Genomic DNA, 16,011 nt, shown 5'->3' with positions numbered 1-16,011 from the left:
AATTCCTAGCGTCGTCTCGGAACACTTTTCGAGTCAGGAGTTGGGATGCGAATCGGAATCATCGGAGCAGGCGCGATGGCGCGGGCACTCGCCGGCGGCTGGAGTGCGGCGGGTCACGAAGTGCTCGTCGGCGCACGGTCCCCCGCAGCGGCGGCGGAACTGGCGGCCGCGATCGGGGGGCGGGCCGGAACGATCTACGACGCCGCGGTTTTCGGCGATGTCGTGCTGCTCGCGTTACCCGTCCCGGCGTTGCCGGAGGTGCTGCGCGCCGTCGCGGAGCCGCTGGCCGGCCGCACGGTCGTCGATTGCACCAACGCCTTCGCCCCCGATACGGCGGCGCCCGAGGGAGCCACCGCGTTCGTGCTCGCGCAAGACGCTGTCGCGGAGGCGATCGCGGCGCAGGCGCCCGGGGCGCACGTGGTGAAGGCGTTCAACCTGTGTGCCGCCGAGGTATGGGAGGCGAAGGCGCGCGTCTTCGACGATCGCCGTTTGGCAGTGCCGATCTGCGGCGACGACGCGGCCGCCGTGGCGGCGGTCGCCTCGCTGGCCGGAGACCTCGGCTTGCGGGCGATCCCCGCAGGCGGACTGCACCGGGCCCGGTACCTGGAGGCCCTGTCGGTATTCACTGTCGGCCTCTGGTTCGCCGGACACGATGCCCGCGCGATGTTCCCGCCGTTGGAGGCCGCGTTCGCCGTCGCCGACTGACAGGCCGCACGGGTCAAGCGGGATCTACCGAGCCGAGATCGGCGAGCTTACGCGCGAGCACCGCCCGTTCGCGCTGGTTGCCGCACAACCCGCTGGCACGCTCCAGTTCGATGCGCGCCTCCTGCGTGCGTCCCAGCCGGACGAGCAGTTCCCCGCGAACACTGGGCAGCAGATGCGAATGCGCCAGCGTTTCGGCGGCTGCCAACCTGTCCACGATCGGCAGCGCCGCGGCGGGTCCCTGGGCCATGGAGACCGCCACCGCGCGGTTGAGGTCGACCACCGGCGACGGCGCGAGCCGGCCGAGCGCCTCGTAGAGGAGCACGATCCGCTCCCAGTTCGTCGCGTCCACCGATGCCGCGATGGCATGGCACTCGGCGATCGCCGCCTGCAAGCCGTAGGCGCCCAGGCCCCGGCCGACCCGCTCGGCCCGGGCCAGGGCGGCTTGTCCCCGGCGAATCGCCGAGCGGTCCCAGCGGCGGCGGTCCTGGTGCTCCAAGAGCACCGGCTCGCCGTCCGGCCCGATGCGGGCGGGGAAGCGCGCCGCGGTCAGCTCGAGCAGCGCCAGCAGGCCGTGGACCTCGGGCTCGTCCGGCACCAGCCGGGTGAGCACCCGCGCCAGGCGCAGTGCCCCGCTCGCGAGGCCGAGCCGGATCAGATCCGCCCCCGAGCTGGCCGAAGATCCTTCGGTGAAGATCAGGTAGACCACGCTGAGCACCGAGCCCAGGCGCTTGGTCCGCTCCCCGGCCGATGGCAGCTCGAACGGCACCCGGGCCGCCGCGAGGGTCTTCTTCGCCCGGGTGATCCGAGCCTGCACGGTGGCAGCCGGAACGAGGAACGCCTTGGCGATCTCGTCGCTGGTCAGACCGCCGATCACTCGCAAGGTGAGCGCGACTCGCGCCTCCCGCGACAATACGGGATGACAGGAGATGAACATCAGCGCGAGCAGGTCGTCATCGATCCGGTCCGGGTCCCACAGCACATCCTCGGCGTCCCGGGCCGGATCGGCCGGCGAGCCGCCCGAGACGGCGCCGCCCTCGCCCAGATCCCGGGCGAGCGCGGCGTACCTCTCGTCGAGGGCGGAGCGCCGACGGAACGCGTCGATCGCGCGACGGCGGCCGACGGTGAGCAACCACCCCGCCGGGTTGCGTGGCACACCGTCACGCGGCCACGTCACGAGCGCCTCGGCCAGCGCCTCCTGCGCCAGGTCCTCGGCCAGCGCGAAATCGCCGGTATACCGCGCGAGCGCTCCGACGATCCGCGCGGACTCGATCCGCCAGACCGCGGCGACGGCTGCGCGGCCGGTGTGGTCGGCCATCGCCCCTCGATCCGCTCAGAGCTGGCCGGTGGCCTCGCGCCACGCCCGCTCTTTCTGGATCCACTCGTTGTCCTGCGGGAACTCATCGATCGTCGGGACCCGGCGGATCTCGGTCTTGAACCCCGGGCCGGTCATCGGCATCCGCTTCGCCCACTCGATCGCTTCTTCCTTCGACGCCACGTTGAGGATGTAGAAGCCGCCGAACAGCTCCTTCGTCTCGCCGTAAGGGCCGTCGGTGACGACGGGAGTCTCGGAGGAGTAGTCGACGACCACGCCCTCGGCGGCGTCTTCCAACCCCTCCGCGGCCAGCAGCACGCCCGCCCGGATCAGCTCGTCGTTGAACTTGCCCACGGTGTCGAGCATCTGCTCGAAGTCGGTGTTCGCCATCCCCGCGAAGGCCTCGTCGGTAGCGCGCATGATGAGCATGTACTTCATGGTTGTCTCCCTGACTGTTCGGGTCCCTCTCTGGACCCTCTCACCCATAGGTCGAACGGGGGAACTCGGAGATCGACACACGCGCCGAAATTTTTTTCACCTGGTTCGAACACGCCGATCGAAGCGTGCACCCTCGCCCATACCCCGCAGCGTGAAACATGATGCGCGACGGGTGCACGCTCGGACCGCGCCCCAGCTCTACCAGCCCGGATTCCCGCGGACCGGGATGTTGACGAAACTCGGACGGTCGGGATCCAGGTCCAGATGCTGTGGCCGCAGGCCGGTGTCGATCAGCATCGGCATGATCGGCAGGCCCTTGGGGAAGTTGCCCGCGTACACGTCGACGCGCAGACGGTGACCCGGCTGCAGGAGCGCCTCCGTGGCGGGCAGCGCGATGTCCAGCGTGGTCACTTCGCCGGGGACCGTCATCTGCCGCTGCTCCAACGAGGTGAACGGCCGCGGGTCGGTGTAATCGCCGTTGGCGGACTTGCTGCTGTTCGCCTCATCGATCGCCCGCAACGACGCCATCAGCTGCCCCGACGACAGCACGCTGGACTGCCCGTCCGGCGCAACGTCGTTCACCGTGACCACCCAGTAGCCGTCGGCGGCATCCTGCACGGTGTTGAGCCGCACCGCGATCCGTCCGGAGATCGAAGTAGGCTCGGCGACCGGCGCGCTGGTGAAGGTCAGCCCGTTCGACTCCTGAATCCTGGAGTCCTTCGCACAGCCGTCGATGACCGACAGCGCGCCCGCGGTGGCTTGGGCGGCGTCGTTGGAGCACAGGCTGGTCAGGCCGGGCGGCACGGTCAGGCGCGCGGGCTCGCCGGTGCCCTCGGGGCTGAGCGAACCGTCGTAGAGACTGTCGGCGGTGCCGCTGGGCGCGGCGGTCAGGTACATCCTGCGGTGCGACGCCTGCTGCGAACCCTCCGCACCGGTGGACGCGGCGAACGAGTCGGTGGTGATCCAGCCGCCGCCCTGCTGGCGCAGGGTGATCGGACCGTACTGGTCGATGCCGTTGTCGATGTCCTTGAGCCACTTGTCGAACCAGGCGCGCTGCAACACGTCCAGCCGCGGCGGCAGGCCCGGCTTGCCGTACTCGTTGCCCGAGTTGATGTGATAGGTGTCGCCCATCAGCAATTGCTTATGGCCCGGCGGCAGCGGAATCTCGTTGTAGATCTTGGATTCCGAGTAGGTGAACAGGTCGTGCCAACCGCCGGTCACGAAGGTCGGCGTCCGGATCTCGCCCGGATCACCCAGCCAGTCCCGCCTCGGCCCGGAATCGTCGGTCAGCAGTTCCTTCGCGCGCGGGTCGAGGTCCTCTATGCGCGCGGTGGTGTAGGCGTTGAGCAGCACGTCCATGAAGGTCAACGGATCTCGGGCGCGATCGGCCAGCCACCTGGTGTCCAGTTGCCCGTTGAGCACCGACGCCAGGTCGGGAAGGAGCTTGAGGCCGTTGATGGCGGTCAGCCACAGCGGGATGAAGTTGAAGCCGAATCCGCCGCCGGGCGCCAGCACGTCGTTGACCAGGTCGCTGCCCGGCACGACCGGGAAGATCGCCCGCAAGGCGGGCGGGCGCTGCTGGGCGGCCTGCACCTGGTTGATCCCCGAGTAGGAAATGCCGTTCATGCCGATCCGCCCGTTGGACCAAGGCTGCCGTGACGCCCAGTCGATCACCTCGAGCGTGTCCTGCTGTTCGCGCCCGCGCAGCATGTCCCAGACGCCCTGGGAGAAACCGGTGCCGCGCACGTCGACGACCACCTGCGAGTAGCCGCTCTTGATCAACTGCCGGTCGACGGTGAAGTTGCGCAGTTCGCCGCCGCCGAACGCCTTGGTCAGGTCGGTGACGCCGGACAGCGGGGTGCCGCTCATGTCGATCTGCCGGAAGAACTCGATCAGCGCGTCGGACAGCCCGGGAATCGACTGGGCGTGGTCGGCCAGATTCGAGACCAGCTTGGTGTAGGGCGTCAGGTTGACGACCGTCGGCGTGGGGAGGTCGATCGGCCGGCCGGAGGCGTCCGCGGGACGGTAGACGTTGCCCTTCAGGACGGTTCCGTCACTCATCGTGATGGGGACGTCCCACTGGATGTGGATGTTCGGGTACTGCTGTGGTCCGTCTTGGGTGGCCGCCCATGCCGCTCCGGCGGCGCCGCCGTCCGGGCCGGTCGGCGGCTCGACGGCGTCGGCGAGGAAGGGAACGAGCATCGTGACGGCTATCGCCGCCACCGTGGCCCGGAGCGCGTACTTCATCGAACGTGATCCACCTCTCGGCTGGTCGAACGACCGAAGTGTACCTACCTACTTGTCGGTAAAAACAGTGGGTAACTTAATCCGCCGTTCGAACGGTAGCCGCCCGCCGCGCCGACCGGCACTCGATCCTCCGGCGTGTCGCAAGGCACCGGACCTGCTCGCGAACAGACGAACGCGCTGCCACCCGAGCGGGTGACAGCGCGTCGCGTGGTCGCTGTGGTGCGCGGTTATTTGCCGCCCTGGCCTGCGACGGCGGCGGCGCCCGCGGCGGCCGCCTCCGGGTCGAGGTACTCGCGCGGACGCACCGGGCGCAGGTCCTCGTCGAGGTGGTAGACCAGCGGGATGCCGGTGGGGATGTTCAGGCCTGCGATCTCCTCGTCGGAGATCTGGTCGAGATGCTTCACCAGGGCGCGCAACGAGTTGCCGTGCGCGGCGATCAGCACCGTCTTGCCGGACAGCACGTCCTTGGAGATCACCGACTCCCAGTAGGGCACCATCCGGTTCACCACGTCGAGCAGGCACTCGGTCTTGGGGACCTCCACGCCCGCGTAGCGCGGATCACCCTCCTGGCTGTACTCGTTGGCCGGATCGATCGGCGGCGGCGGCGTGTCGTAGCTGCGGCGCCACAGCATGAACTGCTCGTCTCCGTACTTCTCCCGGATCTGCGCCTTGTTCTTACCCTGGAGTTCACCGTAGTGCCGCTCGTTGAGCCGCCAGTCCCGGATCACCGGAACCCAGTGGCGGTCGGCGGCGTCCAGCGCGATGTTCGCGGTGGAGATCGCCCGGCGCAGCAGCGAGGTGTAGACGACGTCCGGCAGGATGCCGTGCTCGGCCATCAGCTCTCCGGCACGCTTGCCCTCGGCGATGCCCTTGTCGGTCAGATGCACATCCACCCAGCCGGTGAACAGGTTCAGGGCGTTCCATTCGCTTTCGCCGTGGCGCAGCAGCACGAGGGAGTACGTCATGCCGTCATCCTCCCATGCGCGCTCGACCGGGTCGCATCGGTTCCCGCCACGGCCGTCGCGGAAAGCGCGGCGTCAGACCGGTTCGTTCGCGGCGAGCACGGCCGCGCCCGCCAGCGTGGCGCCTGCGGTGATCTGCGACAGCTCCACGCGCAGCTCACGCAGGAATCTCAGCCCGGCGTGCTCGTCCACCGCGGTGCGCAGCGGATCCCACAGCGGCGCACCGGATTGCGCGAAGCCGCCGCCGACCACCACGCGGTCGATGTCCAGCAGGGCGGCGGCCGAGGCAATCGCCGCGCCGAGCGCGGTGCCCGCCCGGTGCAGCGCGGCGACGGCGATCGCGTCGCCCGCGTGCGCGGCCTCGGCCAGTTGCGCTCCCGTGGCCCCGGGCCAACCCTGCTCCCGCGCCCAGCGCACCGAGGACATGCCGCTCGCCACCGCCTCGACGCAACCGCGACCGCCGCAGCCGCACGGCGTGTCCCAACCCGGCACGACGATGTGCCCGACGTGCCCGGCATTGCCGGTGCGCCCGAGCAGCACCTTGCCGTCCGAGACGATCCCGCCGCCGATCCCCGACGACACCGTCATGGCCAGCGCGTCGGCCACCCCGCGCAACGCACCGAGGCGGTGTTCGGCCAGCGCCAGACAGGCGCCGTCGATGGCGAAGCGAATCGCGGCGGCGGGAAACAGCTCCTGTACGGCGGCGACGACCGGGAAGCCCGCTTTCCACTCCGGGATGTTCAACGGGCCGGTGATACCGGCGCGCACGTCCACCGGCCCGGCGGCGCCGATGCCGACGGCGCTGACCCGTTGCGTCCCCGCCACCTCGAGCAGCAGTCCGCGACAGGCGTCCCACACGCCCGCGTCCGGCACGTCGATCCTGCGCACGTCACATACCTCGGCACCGCAGCGCACCACCCCGGCCGCGAACTTCGTCGCGCCGATGTCCAGAGCGAGAATCGCCAACGCCGTGTCCCTTCGCCGATCCGAGCCACCTGCGATTGTCACCCGGGGCGCCGGGCTGGATCCGGCGATCGGTCAGGGCTGGTCGGCGGAATCGACCAGATGCTCGAAGGCGCGCAGATTCTGCAACGACTCTCCGCGCGAAACGCGCCACTTCCATTCCCGCCGGATGGATTCGGCGAAGCCGAGTTCCAGCAGCACGTTGAAGTCGGCGTCGACCGCCTCGAGGATCTGCCCGAACACCCGGTCCAGCTCGTCGGACGTGACAGCGTGTGCCGAGAGGCGGCCCACCAGGTAGATGTCGCCGACCCGGTCGAGGGTGTAGGCGACGGCGTAGAGCCTGCGGTTGCGGCGCAGCAGGAATTTGTAGACGCCTTCGAAGTTCTCGTCCGGCTTGCGGCAGACGAACGATTCGACGCGGACCCCGTGCTTGCCCACCGTGAGCATCACCGTGGTCTTGAGCTTGCGCTCACCAGGCAGGACGACGACGAAGGTCTCCTCACCCGGCCTGGTGTACTCGATCTCCCTGTCGCGCAGCGTCTCCTCGATGAGCTGCGCGGTCGACTGGATCTCGTTCACCGGCGTACTCCCATCCGGCGCCGCCACAGCGCCCGCGATCTGGCCTGGCTGCTCTCGCCGAGGAGGGCCGCCGTCCGTTCTCCGGTCAGGTTGGTGCGGTCGGCGGCGACGCGGTCGTACGCGTCTTCGCGCACCGCGCTGTGTGCCAGGCCGCGCCCGCCGAGCACCACCCGGTCCTCGCGGAAACCCGCCAGGGCTGCGGCGTAGCTGGCCAGCAGCCCGTCGGCGGTGTGCGCCCAGGAGAAATTGGCGGCGTGCGTGACGGCTCGCTCGCTCATCCGGCGCAGCTCGCCGGGGTCGTTCAGCAGGTGACGCAGCGCATTCGCCCAGTCGGCGGTGCGGTGCCCCGGGACGAGCAGGCCCGACTCGGCGTGCCGTACCGCCGTGCCGAGGCCGCCGACGTCGGCGGCCAGCACCGGGGTGCCGCTGGCCTGCGCCTCGATCGCGACCAAGCCGAAGGACTCGTTGTAACTCGGCACCGCGACCAGGTCGGCGGCGCGATAGACCAGCACCAGCCGCTCGGGCGGCTGCGGCGGCAGGAAGCTGACCCGCTCGGCGATGCCCAATTCGGCTGCCAGCTCGATCAGCGCGTGGGGCCGCTCCAGTCCGGTGCCGGAGGGACCGCCGACGATCAGCACGCGCAGCGCGCGCTCCGGATCGGCGCGCAACACCTCCGCCGCCGCGCGCACCAGCACATCGGGCGCTTTCAGCGGCTGGATCCGGCCGACGAACGCGACGATCTGCTCGTCGGCGGCCAACCCCAGCGCGGCGCGGGCGGCGGCCTTGTCACCCGGGCGGTAGCGGGTCAGATCGGCGCCCGGCGGCACGACGTCGATGCGCTCGGGGTCGGCGCCGTAGAGCTCGACGAGCTGGCGCGCCTCCTCGGCCGTATTGGCGACGAGCCGATCGGATTCGGCGATCACCTGCTTCTCACCGATCTCGCGGGTCGCCGGTTCGGGGCAGTCGCCATCGGCGAGCGCGGCGTTCTTCACCGCCGCCAACGTATGCGCGGTGTGTACCAGCGGCACCCGCCACCGATCCCTGGCCAGCCAGCCGACCTGGCCGGACAGCCAGTAGTGCGAGTGCACCAGGTCGTAATGGCCGGGCAGATGCCGGGCCTCCTGACGCAGCACTTCCGCGGTGAAAGGGCACAGCTGGGTGGGCAGATCGTGTTTGTCCAGTCCCTCGAACGGACCCGCCACCACGTTGCGCACCAGCACGCCGGGCGCCGCCTCTTGGACGGGCGGGACGTTCGAGGAGGTGGCCCGAGTGAAGATCTCCACTTCGGTGCCGCGCCGGGCCAGCTCGACGGCCGTTTGCAGGACATAGACGTTCATGCCGCCCGCGTCACCGGTGCCCGGCTGAGCGAGTGGTGAGGTGTGCACCGATAACACGGCGATACGGTTCGGCCGTAGGTCCAGGCGCTGACTCACACTATCCATAGTGCACGTTGCGTTCCCCGGCCCAGACACGCTATCCGCGGCAAGTGAGAGCTATCACAGGGCGGACATGACACCGATCACAGGCTCTCGGCGAACGCGCTCACCTCGGTGACGAACCGGACACGATCCTCGATGAACAGGCCGTGCTGGGCGCCTTCCCAGAACGACACCCGCGCGTCCGGGGCGGTGTCCGCGATGTAGCGGCCGTTCTCGATCGGCACGACCTGGTCGGCCGTGCCGTGCAGGACCAGCACCGGAACGTCCAGCCCGCGCAGGGTCCCGGTGTTGTCGACGGTCCGGTAGAACAGCGCTTTGCGCACCGCGGGCGGGGTGGCGAGGCTGGCTCCGAACAGGCGCTGCGCGTCCGGCCCCTTGTCCGCGCCTGCACCGGTGTTGGCGTTGCCGAACGCACCGAACGCGCGCACGGCCCGCCCCGCGCTCTCCTCGAAGACGCCCGGTATCGCCTCCCGCATCCGGTCGCCGGTCGCCGCGCCCGGCACGCCGGGACCGATGTTCGCCATCGAGCCGGTGTAGACCACACCCGCGACGGCGTCCGTGCCGTAGACGGTCAGGTAATCGGACAGCACGATTCCGCCGTAGGACCAGCCGAGCAGCACCGCACCGGAGTCGATGCCCTCGGCCGACAGCACCGCCGCGACGTCGGCCGCCCAGTTCTTCGGATCGTCGTATCCCGCCGCGGGCGCGTCGGAGTAACCGTGGCCGCGCAGGTCGACGGCGATCACCCGGAAGCGCGCGGCCAGATCGTCGGCGGCCGCGCCCCAGCAGCGCAGATTCGCCGACCAGCCGTGCAGCAGCACCAGCGGGCGGGCAGACGCCGGACCGCTCACCCGGTAGACGATGTTCGTTCCGTCCGCGCTCACCACGTCCCGAATAGGCATGCCCTTCAGGCTAGCCGCGCGCCCGGTGACCGCTCGGGCCCGGCAAACCTCGCGCACCTAGGATCTACCGGCATGAGCACTCGCACCGCCGTCGTCACCGGAGCCAGCTCGGGCATCGGAGAGGCCACCGCCCGGGAGCTGGCGAAGCAGGGCTGTCATGTCTACCTCGGCGCGCGAAGGCTCGATCGGCTGCGCCGCCTCGCCGACGAGATCGGCGGCACCGCGCTGGAACTCGACGTCACGTCCGACGAGTCGGTGCGATCGTTCACCGAGGCGGTCGAGCGCGTCGACGTGCTGGTCAACAACGCGGGCGGGGCCAAGGGCTTGGCGCCGGTGGCCGAGGCCGACGTGGACGACTGGCGGTGGATGTGGGAGACCAACGTGCTCGGCACGCTGCGCGTCACCAAAGCCCTGCTGCCCAAGCTGATCGCCTCCGGCGACGGTTTGATCGTCACCGTCACGTCGGTGGCCGCGTTCACCGCCTACGACAACGGCTCCGGCTACACCTCCGCCAAGCACGCGCAGGCCGTGCTGCACCGCACCCTGCGCGGTGAGTTGCTCGGGCAGCCGGTGCGGCTGACCGAAATCGCGCCCGGGGCAGTGGAAACCGAGTTCTCGCTGGTGCGCTTCGGCGGCGACGCCGAGCGGGCGGCCAAGGTGTACGAAGGCATCGACCCGCTGGTCGCCCAGGACATCGCGGAGGTCATCGGCTTCGTCGCGTCCCGGCCCGCGCACGTCAACCTGGATCAGATCGTCATCAAGCCGCGCGACCAGGCGGACGCGGGCCGGTTCGCCCGTCGCACCTGACGTTTTCATAGCCGAAGCGAATCACTCGATATACGTGGCTGGCCCGGCCGCGAATTGCCCAGACTTCGCCGATCGGCCCGAGCCGTTAGCATCCCAGACGCCACAAGACATCGGATGGGAGTGGTTCGGCTCATGTTCAAGGGCTTCAAAGAGTTCCTGATGCGGGGGAACGTCATCGACCTCGCGGTCGCCGTCGTGATGGGCACCGCGTTCACCGCCGTGGTGACCTCGGTGACGAAAGGCCTCATCAATCCGCTGCTCGCGGTCTTCGGTAGCACCCACGAATTGGGCCTCGGCGTGCAGTTGATCGGCTCCAAACCCGCCACTTTCATCGCGTTCGGCCCGATCATCACAGCGGTCATCGATTTCATCATGGTCGCCGGGGTGCTGTATTTCGCGCTGATGCTGCCGATGAAGACCATCAAGAACCGCTTCGGCACCACCAAGGCCGCCGAGCCAACCGAGACCGAGCTGCTGATCGAGATCCGCGACCTGCTCGCCGAGCGGCACGACGCGGTTCGCGCCCAGCGCGCCGCCGATCGCGAAGTCGAAGAGCAGGACGCGAACGCCCGCTAGCTCCGGTCAGCGGGCGCCGGCGGGCTGCGGAGGCACGGGCGTCGCCGAGACCACGGCCGAGGGGGCGCCCCGCAACGCCGACATGGTCTTCCAGGTGTTCCAGTCGATGGTCCAGTCGTAGAGGTCGCCGTCCGCGGCCGAGAGCGGGATCGCGGTTCCGGTCACCTCGACCGGGTCGCCGTACAGGGCCGTGGGGAAATAGGCCTGGGCATCGGCGGGCGACAGATTGATGCACCCGTTGGTGACATTCGCCGAACCCTGCGCCGACAGCGATTCCGGGTTGGCGTGGATGAATTCGCCGTTGTTCGAGATGCGTACCGCCCAGCGTTCGCGGACATTGGTGTAGTACGGCGGATTCGACATCATGAAGTCCTCGTATTTCTCGGTGACCACGTGGATGCCGGAGCGGGTGACATTGCGCGGCTCGTTGCCCTCGCCGTAGCTGACCGCGAAATCGAACAACGTTCGCCCGTCACGGATCACCTGCATGCGGTGACTCGGGGCGTTCGCCTTGACGATCTGGCTGCGGCCGATGCGAAAATCCGAGGTCAGATCGGAGTAGCCGTAATTGCCGCCGCCCAGGTCGAGTCCGTAGAGCCGAGCCGAGACATGCACGCTCGTGCCCGGCGTCCAGTACTTCTCGGGACGCCAGTGCAGCCGCGAGCCGCCGTCGTCCGGGAACCAGGCCCACGCGCCCTCGGTGGGCGGGTCGGTGGTGACCGTGAGCGCCCGCTCCACCGCCGCCTTGTTCACGACGGAGGACTTGAATTGCAGGATGATCGGCGCCGCGATGCCGACTTCCTGGTTGTCACCGATGTTCAGGGTCGCGGGGACGGTGTTCGCGGGCGCGAGCGTGCGGAAGGATCCGTCGATCGGGATCGGCTTGCCGTCGGTCCCGACTGCGGTGCCCGACCAGGTGTAGGTGGCGTCGTAGCCGAGCGGCTCGGTGATGGTGTAGCCGCGCCGGTCGGGTGAGAGTTCGCCGCGGACCTGCTTGCCCGCGGCATTGGTCAGCGCGACCTGATCGATCGTGCCGTCGCTGATCGTCACCGACACCGGAGCGGTCGGATTGACGTTCGTGGCGTCGTCGGCAGGGGTCAACGTCACCTCGGCGATCGGACCGGAGCCGGTGCCCGGCCCGCCCGAGTCGCGGTCTGCCGTGCAGCCTGCCGCGAAGGCGACGACCACCAGCAGGACGGCCGACACCACGGCAACCGATCGGCGGATCATCGGGCGGTGGTTCACCGAATCGAATCTACGCGCGGCGCGCGGTCGGATCCGTCGCCGCAGCGTGTGGTGTCCACCTCAGCCGATCACAACGTGACGCCGACGGTGACCGGTTCCGGTTCCAGACGGATTCCGAAGCGCTCGGCGACGCCGTCGCGCACCGTCCTGGCCAGCGCGACCAGATCGGCCGCACTGGCCGCGCCCCGATTCGTCAGTGCCAGGGTGTGTTTGGTCGACAGCCGGGCGGGCGCCCCGGCGCCGGGGAAGCCCTTGGCGAAACCCGCCCGCTCGATCAGCCAGCCCGCGGAGAATTTGACCCCCTCCGGCGCGGGGTAGGTCGGAATCGTGACCTCGCCCACGTGAGCGGCGATCGCGGCGCGTACCTGCGCCACCCGCTCCGGCGCGACCACCGGGTTGGTGAAGAACGAACCCGCGCTCCAGGTGTCGTGATCGGCCGGATCGAGCACCATGCCCTTGCCCGCGCGCAGCCGCAGTACCGCGTCCCTGACCTGTCCCGCGGGCCGGGACTCGCCGTCCGCGGCGCCCAGCGCCGAGGCCAGTTCGCCGTAGCGCAGCGGCACACTGGAACCGTCGGCGCGCAGCGCGAAGTCGACCGCGAGCACGACGGCGTCGTCGCGGTGCTTGAGCACGCTGGTGCGGTAGCCGAACCCGAGTTCGCCGGGCTCCACCCAGCGGATCTCCCCGGTGGCGCGGTCCAGCAGGCGCACCCTGCGCAGCAGATTCGCCACCTCCGCGCCGTAGGCGCCCACGTTCTGCACCGGCGTCGCACCCGCCGAGCCGGGGATGCCGGACAGGCACTCCAGTCCCCCGAGACCGGCGCCGACCGTCGCGCGCACCACGTCGTCCCAGTTCGCGCCCGCCTCGGCGACCACGCCGCCGTCGCCGAGTTCGACGCCCGTGGTGGCGACCCGGACCACCACACCGTCGAAGCCGTCGTCGCCGACGAGCAGATTGGAACCTCCCGCCAGCAGCAATACCGGGACACCGGCCGTGTCGAGGGCCCGCACCGTGGCGACCAAGGCTTCGGTAGTCGCACATTCCGCGACCAGTGCCGGCCCGCCCACCCGCAGCGTGGTCAGGTCTGCCAGCCGCACGTCGGGGCGCAGCCGCGCACCGGTACCCGCGAGGAGATGCGAGGGCACCATTCGTGAAGTTCGCACGCCACACGGTAGCGTGCGCGCTCACGGCTACACGCCGGCGTATTCGGCCCGCGAGCAGATCGGATGCCACCATTCGTCTCGCTCGCGCGCCACACGGTAGCGTGTGGTGCCATGGCTACACCGCTGGCGTACACGGCCCGCTACTCTTGCCCGCCCGCCGCGGTGCGCGCCGCGTTCGCGAACGACCAGTACTGGAAGGATCGCATCGCGGCGGTCGGTGGCCCCGACGCCCGGCTGGAGTCGGTCACCGTCAGCGGTGAGCAGGTGCGCATCGAGATGGTGCAAGCCATCGCCGCCGAGAAGCTGCCCGCCGCGGTCACCGCGGTGCGCCCCGGCGATCTGATCATTCCGCGCGTCGAGGACTGGACCGGCGAGCACGCCTCCTTCGAGGCACGCGTCGAGGGCGCGCCCGCCGAGGTCCGCGGCACCATCACGCTGGCCGCCGACGGCTCCGGCGCCGTCGCCACGGTCGAGGGCACCATCGAGGTCAAGATCCCGCTGTTCGGCGGCAAGATCGAGAAGGCGATCCAGGAGCACCTCACCGAGCTGCTGAAGAACGAGGCGGAGTTCACCGCCGACTGGCTCGCCGCGCACTGATCCGAGCCGGGAGCACGGGCACTGTTCGACGTCACATCGTGCGGCGCCCGCGTTCGTGTCACCTCCGCACTCCACCCGCCCGGCGAGGTCGGCCCCGCCGGACCCAGTAACGTGTGAGCCCATGGCACGCCGATTGGACTACTCCGCCCGATACCCGCTGCACACCACAAAAGAGCTGTACGCGGCGCTGTCGAACCGCGATTACTGGGAAGCGCGGATGGAAGAGATGCGGAAGTACTCGCCCGGCAACCAGGTGGTCCGGCTGGAAGCCGGCGACGGCGGGATCGACATCGAACTGCATCACATCCTGCCCCGGGAGATGCTGCCGGAGATCGCCCAGACGGTCATACGCAAAGACATGGTGATCACCCGCAAGGAGACCTACAGCCCCTACGGCGCGGAGGAGATCACCGGTAAGTACTCGGCGTCCATCCCGGCGGGGCCGGGCAGCCTCGGCGGCACCATTCGCCTCTTCCCCACCGAGACCGGCTGCACGATGCGCTTCTCCTCGGAGGCGAAGGTGTTCATCCCTATGGTCGGGCCGCGCCTGGAGCAGCTGATGCTGGTGAACCTGGTCGATCTGTTCCGCGGCGAGGCCGAGTTCACAGTCCAGTGGTTGGAAGAGCAGCACCCCACCCGCTGACCAAACCGGTCGGCACCATCACCCGTGGCACCACCGCCGTCAACCGTCTCCGCCGCAGCGATCGCTGGCTGATCAACGACGAGTTCGTCGCAGACCGGCTGGCAGGCGCTCCCGATCCGCTGGTGGTCGACCTGGGGTACGGCGCGAGCCCGTGGACCACGTTCGAGCTGGCCGCACGGCTGCGCACGGTCCGCGCCGACGTGCGGGTGGTCGGGCTGGAGATCGACCCGCAGCGCGTGGTGCCCGGCCGCGACGGCGTCACCTTCGCCCGCGGCGGGTTCGAACTGGCCGGGCTGCGCCCCGTCCTGGTACGCGCCTTCAACGTCCTGCGGCAGTATCCGGAAGCGGCGGTTCCCGAGGCGTGGTCCACCGTCCTGGCCGGGCTCGCGCCGGACGGCCTGCTCGTCGACGGCACTTGCGACGAACTGGGCAGACGCTGCGCATGGGTCCTGCTCGACCGGGACGGACCGCGCTCGCTCACGCTGGCCTGGGACCCATTCACCGTCGAACGCCCTTCGGACCTGGCCGAACGGTTGCCGAAGGCGTTGATCCACCGCAACGTTCCCGGTGAGCCCATCCACGCGCTGCTCGCTGCCGCGGACCGCGCGTGGGCACGTGCCGCGCCGATGGCGCCTTTCGGTCCGCGCGTCCGGTGGCGGGCGGCGGCGCAGGCGCTCCGCGAGGAAGGCTTCCCGATCCGGCACCACCGCCGCCGTCTGCGCGACAACGTGCTGTCGGTGCCGTGGTCGGCGGTCGCGCCCCTGGCTACCAGCTGATCGGGCACTTCCCGACCCGCACAAGTTTCGTCACGCTACGGCCAGCGCCCGGTACAGCCGTTTCGCGGCACGCGGTGACAAGCGCGCCCCCGCGTCGGTGATCTCCTCACCCGCACAGCGGTGGATGGCGACCGCGTCGGCGACCACTTCGTTCAAGGCGTCCTGCCCGATGTCGGCCTCGGCCAGGTCGAGCACCGTGCGCACTGGTGTCGTCACCAGGAACGGGCCTGCCGATTCGAAGTCGGCGCCGGTCAGCGAGCGGCGCAGGACCACAAGCCGCGGTATGGCCGGGGCGCGGCCCGCGCGCACCGACAAGTGCAGGAACCGCGGGCCCAGACTGCCGAGTCCGTGCAGTTCCGCCGCGCTCTGATGGGAGACGACCGAAGCACCGTCGAACCAGGCCGCCCACATCGCGTATTCGTCCAGCGGACCGTCCGGCCACTCGGCCAGCCGCAGCACGCCCACCCCGGCCCTGGTCACCGAACCGTCACCGAGTCCTGCCCGCACTCGCGCCCCGCAGCCGGTGCGCAGGACCTGCCGAGTTGTGAAGAAACCGGCGTGCCGACCGGCCCAGCGGCGCAGGACACGCCATCCTTGTTCCGCGGATCCGATCGCGCGGCTTGCCGCATCGCCAGCCATGGGCACCAGGCTACGCTG

General features: G+C 69.9%; 17 protein-coding genes. 6 read left to right on the top strand and 11 right to left on the bottom strand.

The genetic code is table 11. The annotated features are described in order from the left end of the window. Nucleotides 1–45: 45 nt before the first annotated feature. On the top strand, nucleotides 46–705 hold the full coding sequence (locus GVY39_RS07385; RefSeq protein ID WP_159921494.1) for an NADPH-dependent F420 reductase: 660 nt from the start codon (nucleotides 46–48) through the stop codon (nucleotides 703–705). A gap of 13 nt (nucleotides 706–718) precedes the next feature. On the opposite strand, the gene GVY39_RS07380 is transcribed toward GVY39_RS07385, so the two are convergent. The 8 genes from GVY39_RS07380 to GVY39_RS07345 form a co-directional block, all read right to left on the bottom strand. Beyond that, nucleotides 719–2,020 carry an RNA polymerase sigma factor gene (locus GVY39_RS07380; RefSeq protein WP_159921496.1) on the bottom strand — a complete coding sequence of 434 codons (1,302 nt, stop codon included), beginning with the start codon at nucleotides 2,018–2,020 and terminating at the stop codon, nucleotides 719–721. Nucleotides 2,021–2,035: 15 nt separating this feature from the next. Further along, entirely contained in the window at nucleotides 2,036–2,455 is a 420-nt protein-coding gene (locus tag GVY39_RS07375; RefSeq protein WP_159921498.1) for a YciI family protein, read from the bottom strand. A gap of 198 nt (nucleotides 2,456–2,653) precedes the next feature. Next, nucleotides 2,654–4,702, bottom strand: a complete 2,049-nt coding sequence (locus GVY39_RS07370) for a CocE/NonD family hydrolase (RefSeq protein WP_159921500.1) — start codon at nucleotides 4,700–4,702, stop codon at nucleotides 2,654–2,656. Between the two features lie 227 nt (nucleotides 4,703–4,929). Beyond that, the gene (locus GVY39_RS07365) at nucleotides 4,930–5,667 is read right to left on the bottom strand and encodes a phosphoglyceromutase (RefSeq protein ID WP_159921502.1); all 738 of its coding nucleotides are present in this window, start codon (nucleotides 5,665–5,667) and stop codon (nucleotides 4,930–4,932) included. 72 nt (nucleotides 5,668–5,739) lie between these two features. Then, entirely contained in the window at nucleotides 5,740–6,630 is an 891-nt protein-coding gene (locus tag GVY39_RS07360) for an ROK family protein (protein WP_159921504.1), read from the bottom strand. 72 nt (nucleotides 6,631–6,702) lie between these two features. Further along, complete coding sequence (locus tag GVY39_RS07355; RefSeq protein ID WP_159921762.1) at nucleotides 6,703–7,197, bottom strand: YbjN domain-containing protein; 495 nt, start codon at nucleotides 7,195–7,197, stop codon at nucleotides 6,703–6,705. Between the two features lie 5 nt (nucleotides 7,198–7,202). After that, nucleotides 7,203–8,648 (bottom strand): D-inositol-3-phosphate glycosyltransferase, encoded by a 1,446-nt coding sequence (gene mshA / locus GVY39_RS07350; protein WP_159921506.1) that lies wholly within the window; start codon nucleotides 8,646–8,648, stop codon nucleotides 7,203–7,205. Between the two features lie 77 nt (nucleotides 8,649–8,725). Continuing rightward, a complete protein-coding gene (locus GVY39_RS07345) occupies nucleotides 8,726–9,547 on the bottom strand; it encodes an alpha/beta fold hydrolase (protein ID WP_159921508.1) in 822 nt (273 codons plus the stop codon). Between the two features lie 72 nt (nucleotides 9,548–9,619). Here GVY39_RS07345 and GVY39_RS07340 point away from each other — a divergent pair, with 72 nt between their 5' ends. Both GVY39_RS07340 and mscL read left to right on the top strand, forming a co-directional pair. Next, nucleotides 9,620–10,354: an SDR family NAD(P)-dependent oxidoreductase gene (locus tag GVY39_RS07340; RefSeq protein WP_159921510.1), complete on the top strand. Its 735-nt coding sequence runs from the start codon at nucleotides 9,620–9,622 to the stop codon at nucleotides 10,352–10,354. Nucleotides 10,355–10,486: 132 nt separating this feature from the next. Further along, nucleotides 10,487–10,930 (top strand): large conductance mechanosensitive channel protein MscL, encoded by a 444-nt coding sequence (gene mscL, locus GVY39_RS07335; RefSeq protein WP_159921764.1) that lies wholly within the window; start codon nucleotides 10,487–10,489, stop codon nucleotides 10,928–10,930. Nucleotides 10,931–10,936: 6 nt separating this feature from the next. On the opposite strand, the gene GVY39_RS07330 is transcribed toward mscL, so the two are convergent. Then, nucleotides 10,937–12,160: an Ig-like domain-containing protein gene (locus GVY39_RS07330; RefSeq protein ID WP_159921766.1), complete on the bottom strand. Its 1,224-nt coding sequence runs from the start codon at nucleotides 12,158–12,160 to the stop codon at nucleotides 10,937–10,939. 83 nt (nucleotides 12,161–12,243) lie between these two features. Then, nucleotides 12,244–13,323: a UDP-N-acetylmuramate dehydrogenase gene (locus GVY39_RS07325; RefSeq protein WP_159921768.1), complete on the bottom strand. Its 1,080-nt coding sequence runs from the start codon at nucleotides 13,321–13,323 to the stop codon at nucleotides 12,244–12,246. A gap of 126 nt (nucleotides 13,324–13,449) precedes the next feature. Here GVY39_RS07325 and GVY39_RS07320 point away from each other — a divergent pair, with 126 nt between their 5' ends. The 3 genes from GVY39_RS07320 to GVY39_RS07310 all read left to right on the top strand — a co-directional run bounded on the left by GVY39_RS07320 (nucleotide 13,450) and on the right by GVY39_RS07310 (nucleotide 15,354). Beyond that, nucleotides 13,450–13,935, top strand: coding sequence for a DUF2505 domain-containing protein (locus GVY39_RS07320; RefSeq protein ID WP_159921512.1), 486 nt, complete (start codon nucleotides 13,450–13,452; stop codon nucleotides 13,933–13,935). 121 nt (nucleotides 13,936–14,056) lie between these two features. Further along, nucleotides 14,057–14,578 (top strand): DUF2505 domain-containing protein, encoded by a 522-nt coding sequence (locus GVY39_RS07315; RefSeq protein ID WP_159921514.1) that lies wholly within the window; start codon nucleotides 14,057–14,059, stop codon nucleotides 14,576–14,578. Then, nucleotides 14,548–15,354 carry a class I SAM-dependent methyltransferase gene (locus tag GVY39_RS07310; protein ID WP_236565315.1) on the top strand — a complete coding sequence of 269 codons (807 nt, stop codon included), beginning with the start codon at nucleotides 14,548–14,550 and terminating at the stop codon, nucleotides 15,352–15,354. Before GVY39_RS07315 ends, GVY39_RS07310 begins: the two co-directional genes overlap by 31 nt. 30 nt (nucleotides 15,355–15,384) lie before the next feature. On the opposite strand, the gene GVY39_RS07305 is transcribed toward GVY39_RS07310, so the two are convergent. Then, complete coding sequence (locus GVY39_RS07305; protein WP_159921516.1) at nucleotides 15,385–15,993, bottom strand: hypothetical protein; 609 nt, start codon at nucleotides 15,991–15,993, stop codon at nucleotides 15,385–15,387. Nucleotides 15,994–16,011: the final 18 nt, after the last annotated feature.

The organism is Nocardia sp. CY15 (assembly GCF_009829295.1).
Lineage (GTDB): Bacteria > Actinomycetota > Actinomycetes > Mycobacteriales > Mycobacteriaceae > Nocardia > Nocardia sputi.
The sequence above is the reverse complement of the archived record's forward strand: the minus strand, read 5'-3'. Positions and strand labels throughout refer to the sequence as shown.